Origin of the sequence: Sphingomonas sp. MA1305 (assembly GCF_016107325.1) — a bacterium.
Lineage (GTDB): Bacteria > Pseudomonadota > Alphaproteobacteria > Sphingomonadales > Sphingomonadaceae > Sphingomonas.
On the sequence record NZ_RCVT01000002.1, the window covers coordinates 488,381 to 501,014 of the forward strand.

Below are 12,634 nucleotides of genomic sequence, written 5' to 3' on the forward strand. Positions count from 1 at the left end.
ACCTCACCGCTTCCGCACGAACTCCGCGCGCAGCACCAGCCCCTTGATGCCGTCGAACTTGCAGTCGATCTCCTGCGGATCGCCGGTTAGGCGGATCGACTTGATCAGCGTGCCCCGCTTCAGCGTCCGGCCGGCGCCCTTGACGTCCAAGTCCTTGATCAGCGTCACCTGATCGCCATCGGCGAGCCGGTTGCCGATCGCGTCGCGCACCTCGACCTCGGCCGCCGCCGCCTGCTTCGCCGCGAGGTCGCGCGCCGGCACCCACTCGCCGCTATCCTCGTCGAACACATAATCGTCGTCGCTCATGATACGATTTCTTCTGCATCGACGGGCGGCAGCGCCCAGTCGATCCGGCCGCGGCCGTGGGATTCGAGAAAGGCGTTGGCCTTGCTGAAATGGCCGCTGCCGAACCAGCCGGTGTAGGCGGACAGCGGAGAGGGGTGGGGCGCCTTCAGCACGAGATGGTGGCCGCCGTGCGCGACGTCCTGGACGAATGCGGCCTTCTTCTGCGCGTAGCTGCCCCAGAGCAGGAAGACGACCGGCTCCGGCTTGGCGGCGACGAGGCGGATGATCGTGTCGGTGAACCGCTCCCAGCCGCGCTCGCGGTGCGCCGCGGCACGGCCCTCCTCGACGGTCAGCACGCTGTTGAGCAGCAGCACGCCCTGCCGCGCCCAATGTTCGAGGAAACCGTGGCGCGCCGGCGGGATACCGCAATCCGCCTGTAATTCCTTGTAGATGTTGACCAGGCTCGGCGGCGTCTTGACGCCGGGGCGGACCGAGAAGCAGAGGCCGTGCGCCTGGCCGGCGCCGTGATACGGGTCCTGGCCGAGGATGACGACACGCACCGCGGGCAGCGGTGTCAGTTCGAGCGCGCGGAACCAGCTGTCGGCGGGCGGGAAGATCCGCTTGCCCGCCGCCTTCTCCGCCTGAAGGAAGCGGCGCAGCGCCGCCATGTGCGCACTGTCGAACTCCGGCCGGAGAGGGTCCAGCCAGCTCGGGTCCATATGGGGATCGGCCATGCGGCGCGGTCTATCGCGGCGACGGTGCCGCGATCAACCACCACGGCCTAACGCCCTGAATTCGGGCAGGGGGGCGACCGAGCCTCCGTGTCGAAGCCCGGTCGACCGGCTCAGAACAGCCCCGGCACGTCATGCTGCGCCGGCGAAGCGTCGCGTGCCGACGGCGTCAGCGACACACGGCCACCCGCCGCCTGGGCGTTCACGCCGGTGCCGGTGCTGGCGGTAATGCGCGTGCAGCTCTTGCCCTGCAGAAAGTCCAGCGCGGCGCGGGTCGACGCTTCGCGCGGGTCGCCCATCGGATAGCGGATGTCGTCGCCGGCGCGGCAGCTCGCCTCCACCGTGCCGGCAAGGCCAGTATAATAGCCGCCCTGCCGGTTGGCGTTTTGGATCGCCAGCGCGATCAGCCGCAGCCGGTCGTCGCATTGCGATCGGTCGAGCGCGATCTGCCCGACCGGCTTGCCATAGGTGTTGGTGCCGATCAGCCCGACATTGGCATGGAGGTACGGGATCATCGCGTTGATCACCAGCTCGCTGGCCGAGGCGGTGCTGCCGGTGCCGATGAAGGCGAGGCGGGTCGGCGCGATCGACTGCGGCTGCGGCTGGAAGAAGCGCGTCGTGTTGTTGCTCGCCTTTTCGGGGCGGAAGGTGACGTAGTCGAACACTTCGGACGTCGAGCGGTTGGCGCCGAGCAGGTCGCCCATCAGCTCCGCGGTGGAGAGCGCGCCGCCGCCGTTGTAGCGGAAGTCGATCACCACCTGCGTGATCCCCGCCGCGCGGAAGCGCGCGAAGGCGTCGCGCAGCGACTGGTCGGCGGCGCTGATGAAGGTGCGCAGGTTGATATAGCCATATTGCTGGCCGGCATCGGTGATGATCTGCGCGCCGTAGCGCGGCGATACCGCGGCGAGGTTGAAGTCGGTCTTGGTCACCGCAACGGTGCGCGTGCCGTTCGCGTCGCGGACCTGGAGGTAGCGCACCGTCCCCGCGGTCGACGGACCCAACGCGTCGTTGAGCGCTGTGCCACCTTGCGCGTAGAGATCGGTGACGGTGACGAGATTGCTGCTGCTGGTGCCGATCGCGGTGATCTCCGTCCCGCGGTCGATCCCCGCAGCGAGCGCCGGGCCGTTCTCGAAGGCTTCGGTGACGTAGAGCCGCGCGCCCGCGCTGGTATCGAGCGACAGGCGGATGCCGAAACCCGCGGTCGCCCCCGATGCATTGTACGCATTCTCCTGCGCGATCGACGTCAGATAGCTGAAATAACGGTCCTTGCCCTGCGCGCGTGCGGTGGCGGTGAGCGCGTCGAGATAGGCATCGACGGTGGTATAGCCGGACGGGTCGAGACTGGTCGGCAGCGTGTCGGGGAACAGATACCATTCGCGGACCTGGGCCGCGACCCAATCCTGCCGTTCCCTCAGGCTGCATCCCGCCGCGCTGGTCGGCGTGGGCGAGGAGCCGCCGCCGCTACCGCCGCTGCTCGCGATCGCGCCGGTGCCATCGCCGCCACATCCCGTCAGCAGCATCGCGATCGCCATGCATCCGGATAGACCCCGCTTCATCGCCAACTCCCCAAGACTCGCGTGGCCCGACGCGCCACGCGACCGGCGGCGATGGTAGGCGAACAAAGCGGCCGCCAACAAGCTCGAACGCCGCTGCATGCAAATCTCGTCTGATCACCCGGGGTTGCCCTCGGCCGTCATCCGCTCGCGCTCCGGCTGACCGTCGGCGTCGCATGGGCCAGGCGACTCAGTGCAGGCTGACCTGCAACCCGTCCATCACGAACTGCACCGCCAGTGCGGCGAGCAATACGCCGAGCAGGCGGGTGATCACCGCCTCGATGCGCGTGCCGACCAGCCTCATCAGCGGCCCCGCCGCAAGCAGCGCGAGCAACGTCATCAGCAAGATCGTCGCCATCGCCGCGAGCACGACGAGCGACGCCTCCAGCCCGTTGCTGCGCGCCATCAGCAGCATCACCGTCGCGATCGACCCCGGCCCGGCGATCATCGGCATCGCCATCGGGAAGATCGACACGTCGTCCGCTTCCGGATCGTGGGCGACCTTGGCGGCGCGGTCCTCGCGGCGCTGGGTGCGGCGTTCGAACACCATCTCGAGCGCGATCAGGAACAGCATGATGCCGCCGGCGATGCGGAAGCTCGCCAGGCTGATGCCGAGGCCGTGGAGCAGCTTCTCGCCGACCAGCGCGAAGACGAGCAGGATGATCGACGAGACGGTGACGGCGCGGACCGCCATCGCGCGGCGGTGGATCGGCGAGGCGCCGGCGGACAGGCCGGCGTAGATCGGCGCGCAGCCGAGCGGATCGATGACGACGAAGAAGGTGATGACCGAGGAGACGAACAGCTCGATCACGATGCCGTCCCCAGCCCGTCGGGCCGGCCTTCGCGGCGGCAGGCGGAGACATAGGTGTTGCGGATCAGGCAGGCGATCGTCATCGGCCCGACGCCGCCCGGCACCGGCGTGATCGCCCCGGCCACCGCTTGCGCCGCGGCGAAGTCGACATCGCCGACCAGACCCGTCTCCGTCCGGTTGATGCCGACGTCGATCACGCTGGCGCCCGGCTTGATCCAGTCGCCCTGCACGAACTGCGCGATGCCGACTGCGGCGACGACGATGTCGGCGCGGCGGACATGGGCGGCGATGTCGCGGGTGCGGCTGTGCGTCACGGTCACCGTGCAGCTCTGTTGCAGCAGCAATTGCGCCATCGGCTTGCCGACGATGTTCGACCGGCCGATCACCACCGCCTCCATGCCGGCGAGCTGAGGGTGGATGTCCTGGAGCAGCAGCAGGCAGCCGAGCGGCGTGCACGGCACGAAGCCCGCGGCGCCGATCGCCAGCCGGCCGGCATTGACCGGGTGGAAGCCGTCGACGTCCTTGTCGGGATCGATTGCGAGCAGCACCGCCTGGGTGTCGATATGCGCGGGCAGCGGCAGCTGGACGAGGATGCCGTCGACGCGCGGATCGACATTGAGGTCGCGGACCAGCGCGAGCAGCGCCTCCGACGTCGTATCGACGGGCAGGCGATGCTCGAAGCTCTCCATGCCCGCCTCGCGCGTCGCTTTGCCCTTCGAGCGGACGTAGACGGCGCTGGCCGGATCCTCGCCGACCAGCACCACCGCCAGGCCCGGTGCGCGGCCGGTGGCGGCCTTGAACGGCGCGACATGGGTGGCGATGTCGGCTCGCAGGCGCGCCGCGCGCGCCTTGCCGTCGATGAGGGTAGCGGTCATGCCCGTCTCTTAGAGGGCGGCGGCGATTTGTGCCAGCGCAGCGCCGTCGCCGGCGAGGTGCAGCCGCTTCACCCGTGCGGTGTCGCCCGCGACCAGGGTGACGGCGCGTCTGGGCAGGCCGAACGCCTTGGCGACGAGCGCGATCAGGGCGGCATTGGCCTGGCCGTCGACCGGCGCCGCGGCGAGGCGGGCGATGAGATGGTCGTCAGTGCCGGCGCCCAGGGCGTCGCGGCCGGCGCGCGGCGTCACCCGGATCGCGATCGCCAGCCCGTCGCCGACGACCCGCCACGCGGGCATGGCTCAGACGACCGCGGAGCTGACGACGCTGATCGCGAGATTGCGCAGGATGATGTCGCCGATTGCGATCAGGATCAGCACCACCATCGGCGAGAAATCGATGCCGCCGGCATTGGGCAGCAAGCGCCGGATCGGCCGGTACATCGGCTCGGTCACCCGATCGAGGCCATAGTGCAGCGACCGGATGAAATTGTTCGAGGTGTTGATGACGTTGAAGACGATCAGCAGCGACAGGATGAACTGCACGAAGATGATCCACCAGATGACGTCGAGCAGTACCTGGAGGATCTGGATGATGGTCAGCGCGAACACGCGGGGCCTTTCACGGGGAATGGGTCGGATACGAATGTAGCGTGCCGGACGCCCGGCGAACAGGGGCGGTTCCCGACGCCGGCATCGCGCGCGACCGCTCAGCGGGCCCGCGCGCGCCGCCATGCCGCCTGCACCCGCTCGCCGATCAGCCGCGACCCGGCGGTCGTCGGGAAGCGCAGCAGCCCGCGTTGTCGCGACTGTTCCAGTCCCTCCGCCTGCCGGGTCCACAGCGCGCGGAAGGCGCCGTCGGGCCGTGCCAGCAGCGCCTGCGGCGGCCCGTCCTCGACGATCCGCCCCGCCTCGACGACGAGGACGCGGTCGAAGCCGGCGATCGTCGACAGCCGGTGCGCCACCGCCAGCACGGTGCGGCCGGCCATCAGCGCCTCCAGCCCGCGCTGCACCTCCAGCTCCGATTCGGTGTCGAGCGCGCTGGTCGCTTCGTCGAGCAGCACGATGCGCGCGTCCTTCAGGAATGCGCGGGCGATGCCGATCCGCTGGCGCTGGCCGCCGGACAGGCTGGTGCCGCGCTCGCCGACGATACTGTCGTAGCCGTGCGGCAGGTGGCGGATGAAATCGTCGCAGCCCGCCGCTTCGGCGGCGCGATGCACCTCCTCGTCGCTCGCCTCCGGCCGGGCGAAGCGGATGTTCTCCATCACCGTGCGGTGGAACAGCAGCACCTCCTGCGGCACCACCGCCAGCGCATCGCTGAGGCTGTCGAGCGTCACCGCGTCGATCGGCTGGCCGTCGACCAGCACGCTGCCGCCCTGCGGATCGTAGAAGCGCTGGACGAGCTGCAGGATCGACGACTTGCCCGCCCCCGACGGGCCGACGATGCCGACCTTCTGCCCCGCCGGCACGTCGAGCGACAGATCGTGCAGCACCGGACGACGCGGATCGTAGCCGAAGGTGACGTGGCGCAGCGTGACGCTGCCCTCGCCGGGGCGCAGCCGCACCGCGTCCGGCGCGTCGGCGATCGCCTGCGGCACGCCGATGATGTCGAGCGTCTCGCGCAGATAGCTGAATTGCTGGCTGGTATCGATCAGCGCCATGGCGAGGTCGCGCGAACCGTGCAGGATGCGGAACGTCATCGTGCTGATCACGACCACGTCGCCGGTGGAGATGGCGCCCGCCGACCAGCGGCCGATCGCCCAGATCAGCGTGCCGCCGACCAGGATGGCGAGCGCCGCGTCGTGCAGCGCGCGCATGTGCTCGACGAAGAACCAGCCGCGCCGCTGCGCCGCCGCTTCCTCGTGCAGGAAGTCGCGCAGTCGGTCGAGCTCGCGCCGGCGGGCGGCAAAGGCCTTCACCACCCAGATGTTGCCGATCAGATCGACCAGTTCGCCACCGACCACGCCGGCGCGTTCGGCGAATTCGCGATGGTGGATATGGCCCTTCAGGCCGAGCAGCACCAGCGTCGCGGTCACCGCCAGGAAGATCGCGCCCAATGCGATCGCCATCCGCGCGTCGATCGACACGAAGATCAGGATCGCGCCGGCGAAGGCGATCAGCGGCGGCGTGACCTCCTGCAGCAGCCGGTGGATCAGCGCACCGAAGATACCGGCGAGGCCGGAGATGCGGTGACCGAGCGAGCCGGCGCGCTGGCTCTGGAAGAACTGCAGCTGATGCCCGGTCAGATAATCGACCATGTCGAGCCGGATGCCGACGCCCGAGACGACGGTGGCATGGCCGAGCGTCAGCGCGGCGGCACGTTGCAGCGCGCTTTCCAGCACCACCAGCCCGACGAAGCCGGCCAGCACCTCATAGACATGGGCGCGCGCCTCGCGCCCGCTGGTCATCGCGTCGACCAGCAGCTTCATCGCATATTGCACCCCGACCGAACCGATCGAGGCGGCAGCGACCAGCGTCGCCAGGCCAAGGAACATCCACGGCCGCACGGCGACATAATGCCACAGGAAACGACCGGGGCTGGCAAGGAAGGGCATGATGCTCCACCTGTGTTGCTGCGCTGCAACATGGGTGGCGCTACATCCCGATCAAGTCGACTCCGTTACGATCGCCGGAGCGACGGACGCGACAGACGGGCCGACGGCGCGGCTGATCGGCGCCTTCGCTGGGGTCAGGCGTGGACCAGTGTGCCGGCACCGGCGCTGGTGAAGATCTCGAGCAGCATCGCATGGGGGACGCGGCCGTCGATGATCACCGCCGCGTCGACGCCCGCCTCGACCGCGGCGACGCAGGTGTCGACCTTGGGGATCATCCCGCCGGAGATCGTGCCGTCGGCCTTCAGCCCGGCGATGCGTGCGGCGTCGAGGTCGGTGAGCAGCGCGCCCGCCTTGTCGAGCACGCCGGCGACGTCGGTCAGCAGGAAGAAGCGCGCCGCGCCGAGCGCCCCGGCGATCGCGCCCGCCATCGTGTCGGCGTTGATATTGTAGGTCTCGCCATCGACGCCCATCGCGATCGGCGCGATCACCGGAATGATGCCGCTGGCCGACAATTGGTCGATGATCGTGCGGTCGACCGCGACCGGCTCACCGACGAAGCCGAGGTCGACGTGGCGCTCGACGCCCTGCAGCCGGTCGGGCGCATCGCGGCCGACCTTGGCGGCGGTGACCAGCGCGGCGTCCTTGCCGGAGATGCCGACCGCGCGGCCGCCGGCCTTGCCGATCCAGGCGACGATTTCCTTGTTGATCGATCCGGCCAGCACCATTTCGGCGATGTCCGCGGTTTCGCGGTCGGTGACGCGCAGCCCGTCGACGAAGCGCGACTCGACTCCCAGCCGCTTCAGCATCGCGCCGATCTGCGGGCCGCCGCCATGGACCACCACCGGATTGATGCCGACCGCCTTGAGCAGCACGACATCCTCGGCAAAGTCGCGCGCCAGTTCGGGATCGCCCATCGCATGGCCGCCGTATTTCACCACGAAGGTCTTGCCGGCATAGCGCTGCAGATAGGGCAGCGCCTCGGTCAGCGTCTCGGCCTTGGCGAGCAGCGCCGCGCGGGAGGGGGAGTCGGTCATGGCCGCGCCTTTAGCGGTCCCGCGCGGGAGGGGCCATCCCCGTCGTTCCGGCACAGGCGGGAATCCGGATGCGCGACCGTCTTGGCTTCGGACACCGGCGTCTGCTTGGCCGCTGCACCCGGAGGCACGGATCAGGCCCTGGCGTCCATCCGCTTGCCGAGGCCGACGAACAGATAGATCAGCGGCGGCACCAGGATCGCCGACAGCGTCACCTTGGCGATCATCTGGCCGACGATCAGCGGGCCGATCGGGAATTCGCCATAAAAGGCGATGGTGACGAACAGCAAGGTGTCGACCACTTGGCTGAGCATGCTGGAAATGGCGGCGCGCAGCCACAGCAGGCGGCTGCCTTCCCGGCCCTTCAACGCCGCAAAGATCGTGACGTTGAGCGTCTGCGACACGCCATAGGCAACGATCCCGCCCAGCCAGATCCGCCAGGTTGAGCCCAGGATCAGCTGGATCGCGTCGCGGTTCGCCGGCAGCATCGCCGGCGAGGGCGGCAGCATCCAGACGATCCACGACAGCAGCAGCGAGACGAGCAGGGGCACGAAGCCGACCTGGACCAGCCGGTTGGCGACGCCGCGCCCGTGCAGCTCGGCGACCGCGCTCGAGGTGACGACGAGCAGCAGGAAGGCGAAGATCCCCGCCTCGACCGCCAGCGGGCCGAGCGCGACTTGCTTGTTGCCCAGCACGCCGGCGATGCAGACCATGCCGCCGTAGAAGATCGACAGGGCGAAGAGCGAGGGCGCGATGCCGCGCGGCTGGGTGTCCATCGCGCCGACGCTAGCGGGTTTCGTCACACGGGCAAAGTCCCCGCAATCCCGTACGGCGCGGCGGGACCGGGCTGCCACTTCCCCCTAGCCCCCGGAAAAAGCACGTGTATGGTGGATCGACGCTGCCGGGGGGCCGCGTCCCTTCATCATCTGCGGACGCTTCATGAATCGTATCCTGATCGGCCTTGCCGGCATTCTCGTCATTCTCGGCATCGCTTTCGCCTTGTCGGCCGACCGGCGCGCGATCCGGCTGCGGGTGGTCGGCGCGGCCTTCGCGCTGCAGGCGCTGATCGCGACGGTCGTGCTCTACTGGTCGCCGGGACGTGCCGCGCTCGCCGGCGCCTCGGCCGGGGTCGCGGCGCTGCTCGGCTATTCGCAGAAGGGGACGGAGTTCCTGTTCGGCAATCTCGCCAGCCCGACCGTCGGCGGGCAGAGCTTCGCGATCGCGGCGCTGCCGGTGATCATCTTCTTCGCCAGCCTGGTGTCGATCCTCTATTACCTCGGCATCATGCAGTTCGTGGTGCGCTGGCTCGGCGGCGCGATCGAGAAGGTGGTCGGCACCAGCAAGGTCGAAAGCCTGTGCGCCGCCGCCAACATCTTCGTCGGCCAGAGCGAGAGCCCGCTGGTCATCCGCCCCTATCTCGCCGGCCTGACCCCGCCGCAGGTGTTCACCGTGATGACCAGCGGCATGGCCGGCGTCGCGGGCACCATCCTCGCCGCTTATGCGTCGATGGGGATCAGCATCGACTATCTGCTCGCCGCCAGCTTCATGGCGGCGCCGGGCGGCATCCTGATGGCGAAGATCATCATGCCGGATACGCGCGCCCCCCGCGACGGCGAACTGCCGCTCGGCGACGTGCCCGACGAGGACCGCGTCATCGCCTTGGCGGAGGGGCGGGTCAGCGGTCGCGGACCCGCCGCCTTGCTGCCCGAGGGGACGCCCGGCGAGCCGTTGCCCGATGCGACGCACGACGAGGAAAAGCCCGCCAACCTCATCATGGCGGCGGCGCAGGGGGCGCAGACCGGTGTTCGCCTGGCGGTGGCGGTCGGCGCGATGGTGCTCGCCTTCGTCGCGCTGGTCGCGCTCGCCAACGGTCTGCTCGGCGGCATCGGCAGCCTGTTCGGCCATCCGGAATTGAGCTTCCAGGGGCTGCTCGGCTATGTCTTCCAGCCGGTGATGTTCCTGCTCAACGTGCCGTGGAACGAGGCGGGGATCGCCGGCGGTCTGTTCGGCGAGAAGATCGTGCTCAACGAATTCGTCGCCTATATCGATCTGGGCAAACAGTCGGCGCAGCTCAGCCCGCATACCATCGCGGTGATCACCTTCGCCCTGTGCGGCTTCGCCAATTTCTCGTCGATCGCGATCCAGATGGCGGTGACCGGCAGCCTCGCCCCCAACCAGCGGCCGACGATCGCGCGGCTCGGCCTGCGCGCGCTGGCGGCGGGCAGCCTCGCCAATCTGATGTCGGCGGCGCTCGCCGGCCTGCTGATTGGCTGATCCGCTGGCCGCTCCGCTGACCGGCGCCACCCCCGGCCTGCGCCGCGCGCTCGGCGCCGGGCAGCTGGCGATGATCGCGATCGGCGGCGCGGTCGGCACCGGCCTGTTCCTGGGCAGCGGCTTCGCCATCCAGCTCGCCGGGCCGGCGGTGCTGCTCAGCTATGCGATTGGGGGCGCGATCACGCTCGCGCTGATGGGCTGCCTGGCGGAAATGACCGTCGCCGATCCGGCCACCGGCGCCTTCGGCCTGTTCGCCGAACGCTATCTCGGCGACTATGCCGGCTTTCTCGTCCGCTACGCCTATCTGTTCGCCAACGTGCTGGCGGTGGGGACGGAGGTGACCGCGGTCGCCATCTACATGCGCTATTGGGCGCCGGGCGTGCCGGGGCTGGTCTGGATTCTCGGCTTCTCCGCGGCGCTACTGCTCGTCAATCTGGCCAGCGTACGCGCCTTCGGTGCGGTCGAATACGTCTTCTCGGCGATCAAGGTCGCGGCGATCCTGCTGTTCGTCGCCGGCGGCATCGCGGTGATCGCCCGCGCCGGCGGCGGCGCCGCGCTCGCCACCTATGCCGGCCACGGCGGGCTGCTGCCCAACGGCTGGTGGGGAATGGCGCAGGCGGTGATCGTCGCGCTGTTCAGCTATATCAGCATCGAGATGATCGCGGTCGCGGCGGGCGAGGCGGCGGAGCCGGAGCGCGCCATCGTCCGCGCCTTTCGCGCGACGATGCTGCGGCTCGCGCTCTTCTATCTCGGCAGCCTCGCGGTGATGCTGGCGATCGTGCCGTGGACGCAGGCCGGCACCGCGACCAGCCCGTTCGTCACGGTGATGGCGGCGACCGGCGTGCCCTTCGCCGCGGGGGCGATCAACGCGGTGGTGCTGATCGCCGCGCTGTCGGCGATGAACAGCCAGATCTACACCGCGAGCCGGATGGTGTTCAGCCTGGCCGAACGCGGCCTCGCGCTGCGCGGCTTCGCCCGGGTCGATGCGCGCGGCGTGCCGGTGCGCGCGCTGCTGGTGTCGGGCAGCGGCATCGCGGTGGCCGCCGCCATCTACGCCGCGACGCCAGACAGCGCGCTGGCGGTGATGATCGCGGTATCGGTGTTCGGTGCGCTGTTCACCTGGGGCATGATCTTCGCCACGCATCTCGCCTTCCGCGCCCGCGCCGGCGCACCCGCCGCCTTCCGCATGTGGGGCTATCCCTGGACCAGTCTTGCCGGGCTGACGGGGATCGTTGCCGTGCTGGCGATGACGCCGTTCACCGCCGCCTTCGGCGCGACGCTGCTCTACGGCGTGCCGTTCGTCGCCATCCTGTCGCTGGTCTATTGGCTGGTGCTGCGCCGGCGCTGACCGGACCCTCCCGCCGGCGGAAGGGCATGCGGTTCATTCGCCGGTGCGCGTCTTGACCTTGTTGGGCAGGTCCTTGCCCTTGGTGCGCCGCGACGGCAGCTGCACCGGATTCTTCTTCTTCCATTCGCGGAAGGTCATCGGCCCTTCCGGCGTCTCGACGATCGTGTCGTCCAGGCTCATGCCCGCTGCTCCTCGTTCGACCGCGCGGCGGTCGCCACCGCGCGTCCGCTCAACGCGTCGGGACCGGCTCGGACCCGCTATAGTCGTAAAAGCCGCGACCGGTCTTGCGGCCGTACCAGCCGGCCTCGACATATTTCACCAGCAGCGGCGCGGGACGGAACTTGGGGTCGCCGGTGCCTTCGAACAACACGCGCGTGATCTCGAGACAGGTGTCGAGCCCGATGAAGTCGGCCAGCGTCAGCGGCCCCATCGGATGGTTGAGGCCCAATTGGCAGCCGAGATCGATGTCGCGGATCGTCGCCACGCCCTCGCCCAGCGCAAACACCGCCTCGTTGATGAACGGCATCAGCACGCGATTGACGATGAAGCCCGGCGCGTCATTGGCACGCACCACCTGCTTGCCGAGCTTTGTCGCATAGGCCTCGATCGCCGCGACGGTCGCGTCCGAGGTGGCGAGGCCGCGGATGATCTCGATCAGGCCCATCACCGGCACGGGATTGAAGAAATGCACGCCGATGAAGCGCGCCGGATCGGGCGTCGCCTGTGCCAGCCTGGTGATCGGGATCGACGAGGTGTTGGAGGCGAGGATCGCGTCGCTCTTCAGCACGCGGCCGACGTCGGCGAAGATCGCGCGCTTGATCTCCTCGCGCTCGGTCGCCGCCTCGACGATCAGGTCGCATTCGCCCATGCCGCCGGTGCCTTCCACCGCCGCGATCCGGCCGAGGATGGCGTCGCGCGTGGCGGCGTCGATCTTCTCCTTGTCGACCTGGCGCTGCAGTTGCTTGGCGATGCCCGCCTTGCCGGCCTCCGCGCGCGCCTGCGACACGTCGGTCAGCAGCACGTCATAGCCCGCCGCCGCGCTCACCTGCGCGATGCCGGCGCCCATCTGGCCCGCGCCGATCACACCCACCGTCTGCATGCTTGGCTCTCCTTTTGCCGTTCCTCTAGCGGCTTTCGCCGCCGCCGCCACCCGGTTACGCTGGCCGTGAGGGTG

Annotated in this window: 14 protein-coding genes; 2 read left to right on the top strand and 12 right to left on the bottom strand. The window is 69.4% G+C overall.

Annotated elements, in window-relative coordinates:
* Positions 1 to 3: 3 nt before the first annotated feature.
* The 10 genes from D9601_RS10220 to D9601_RS10265 form a co-directional block, all read right to left on the bottom strand.
* Entirely contained in the window at positions 4 to 306 is a 303-nt protein-coding gene (locus tag D9601_RS10220; protein WP_198353891.1) for an alkylphosphonate utilization protein, read from the bottom strand.
* On the bottom strand, positions 303 to 1,019 hold the full coding sequence (ung, locus tag D9601_RS10225) for a uracil-DNA glycosylase (protein WP_198353892.1): 717 nt from the start codon (positions 1,017 to 1,019) through the stop codon (positions 303 to 305). Before ung ends, D9601_RS10220 begins: the two co-directional genes overlap by 4 nt.
* 110 nt (positions 1,020 to 1,129) lie before the next feature.
* On the bottom strand, positions 1,130 to 2,548 hold the full coding sequence (locus D9601_RS10230; protein ID WP_232474036.1) for a S41 family peptidase: 1,419 nt from the start codon (positions 2,546 to 2,548) through the stop codon (positions 1,130 to 1,132).
* Between the two features lie 211 nt (positions 2,549 to 2,759).
* Positions 2,760 to 3,380: a MarC family protein gene (locus D9601_RS10235; RefSeq protein WP_198353894.1), complete on the bottom strand. Its 621-nt coding sequence runs from the start codon at positions 3,378 to 3,380 to the stop codon at positions 2,760 to 2,762.
* The gene (gene folD, locus D9601_RS10240) at positions 3,377 to 4,255 is read right to left on the bottom strand and encodes a bifunctional methylenetetrahydrofolate dehydrogenase/methenyltetrahydrofolate cyclohydrolase FolD (protein ID WP_198353895.1); all 879 of its coding nucleotides are present in this window, start codon (positions 4,253 to 4,255) and stop codon (positions 3,377 to 3,379) included. Before folD ends, D9601_RS10235 begins: the two co-directional genes overlap by 4 nt.
* Positions 4,256 to 4,264: 9 nt before the next feature.
* The gene (locus tag D9601_RS10245) at positions 4,265 to 4,552 is read right to left on the bottom strand and encodes a DUF167 domain-containing protein (protein WP_198353896.1); all 288 of its coding nucleotides are present in this window, start codon (positions 4,550 to 4,552) and stop codon (positions 4,265 to 4,267) included.
* A 3-nt stretch (positions 4,553 to 4,555) separates the two neighbouring features.
* Complete coding sequence (locus D9601_RS10250; RefSeq protein WP_332837970.1) at positions 4,556 to 4,864, bottom strand: YggT family protein; 309 nt, start codon at positions 4,862 to 4,864, stop codon at positions 4,556 to 4,558.
* 98 nt (positions 4,865 to 4,962) lie between these two features.
* A complete protein-coding gene (locus tag D9601_RS10255; protein WP_198353898.1) occupies positions 4,963 to 6,807 on the bottom strand; it encodes an ABC transporter ATP-binding protein in 1,845 nt (614 codons plus the stop codon).
* Between the two features lie 134 nt (positions 6,808 to 6,941).
* Positions 6,942 to 7,841 (bottom strand): acetylglutamate kinase, encoded by a 900-nt coding sequence (argB, locus tag D9601_RS10260; protein ID WP_198353899.1) that lies wholly within the window; start codon positions 7,839 to 7,841, stop codon positions 6,942 to 6,944.
* Positions 7,842 to 7,972: 131 nt separating this feature from the next.
* A complete protein-coding gene (locus tag D9601_RS10265) occupies positions 7,973 to 8,614 on the bottom strand; it encodes a queuosine precursor transporter (RefSeq protein WP_198353900.1) in 642 nt (213 codons plus the stop codon).
* A gap of 163 nt (positions 8,615 to 8,777) precedes the next feature.
* Here D9601_RS10265 and D9601_RS10270 point away from each other — a divergent pair, with 163 nt between their 5' ends.
* Both D9601_RS10270 and D9601_RS10275 read left to right on the top strand, forming a co-directional pair.
* Positions 8,778 to 10,112: a NupC/NupG family nucleoside CNT transporter gene (locus tag D9601_RS10270; protein ID WP_198353901.1), complete on the top strand. Its 1,335-nt coding sequence runs from the start codon at positions 8,778 to 8,780 to the stop codon at positions 10,110 to 10,112.
* Complete coding sequence (locus D9601_RS10275; protein WP_198353902.1) at positions 10,105 to 11,460, top strand: amino acid permease; 1,356 nt, start codon at positions 10,105 to 10,107, stop codon at positions 11,458 to 11,460. Before D9601_RS10270 ends, D9601_RS10275 begins: the two co-directional genes overlap by 8 nt.
* 33 nt (positions 11,461 to 11,493) lie before the next feature.
* On the opposite strand, the gene D9601_RS10280 is transcribed toward D9601_RS10275, so the two are convergent.
* Together D9601_RS10280 and D9601_RS10285 are read right to left on the bottom strand one after the other, a co-directional pair.
* Positions 11,494 to 11,640 carry a hypothetical protein gene (locus D9601_RS10280; RefSeq protein ID WP_198353903.1) on the bottom strand — a complete coding sequence of 49 codons (147 nt, stop codon included), beginning with the start codon at positions 11,638 to 11,640 and terminating at the stop codon, positions 11,494 to 11,496.
* A gap of 49 nt (positions 11,641 to 11,689) precedes the next feature.
* Entirely contained in the window at positions 11,690 to 12,559 is an 870-nt protein-coding gene (locus D9601_RS10285) for a 3-hydroxybutyryl-CoA dehydrogenase (protein WP_198353904.1), read from the bottom strand.
* Positions 12,560 to 12,634 lie beyond the last annotated feature (75 nt).

Coding starts and splice junctions, on each gene's coding strand:
- D9601_RS10220 (WP_198353891.1), bottom strand. CDS start 306: ATGAGCGACGACGATTATGTGTTCGACGAGGATAGCGGCGAGTGGGTG.
- ung (WP_198353892.1), bottom strand. CDS start 1,019: ATGGCCGATCCCCATATGGACCCGAGCTGGCTGGACCCTCTCCGGCCG.
- D9601_RS10230 (WP_232474036.1), bottom strand. CDS start 2,548: ATGGCGATCGCGATGCTGCTGACGGGATGTGGCGGCGATGGCACCGGC.
- folD (WP_198353895.1), bottom strand. CDS start 4,255: ATGACCGCTACCCTCATCGACGGCAAGGCGCGCGCGGCGCGCCTGCGA.
- D9601_RS10245 (WP_198353896.1), bottom strand. CDS start 4,552: ATGCCCGCGTGGCGGGTCGTCGGCGACGGGCTGGCGATCGCGATCCGG.
- D9601_RS10255 (WP_198353898.1), bottom strand. CDS start 6,807: ATGCCCTTCCTTGCCAGCCCCGGTCGTTTCCTGTGGCATTATGTCGCC.
- argB (WP_198353899.1), bottom strand. CDS start 7,841: ATGACCGACTCCCCCTCCCGCGCGGCGCTGCTCGCCAAGGCCGAGACG.
- D9601_RS10265 (WP_198353900.1), bottom strand. CDS start 8,614: ATGGACACCCAGCCGCGCGGCATCGCGCCCTCGCTCTTCGCCCTGTCG.
- D9601_RS10270 (WP_198353901.1), top strand. CDS start 8,778: ATGAATCGTATCCTGATCGGCCTTGCCGGCATTCTCGTCATTCTCGGC.
- D9601_RS10280 (WP_198353903.1), bottom strand. CDS start 11,640: ATGAGCCTGGACGACACGATCGTCGAGACGCCGGAAGGGCCGATGACC.
- D9601_RS10285 (WP_198353904.1), bottom strand. CDS start 12,559: ATGCAGACGGTGGGTGTGATCGGCGCGGGCCAGATGGGCGCCGGCATC.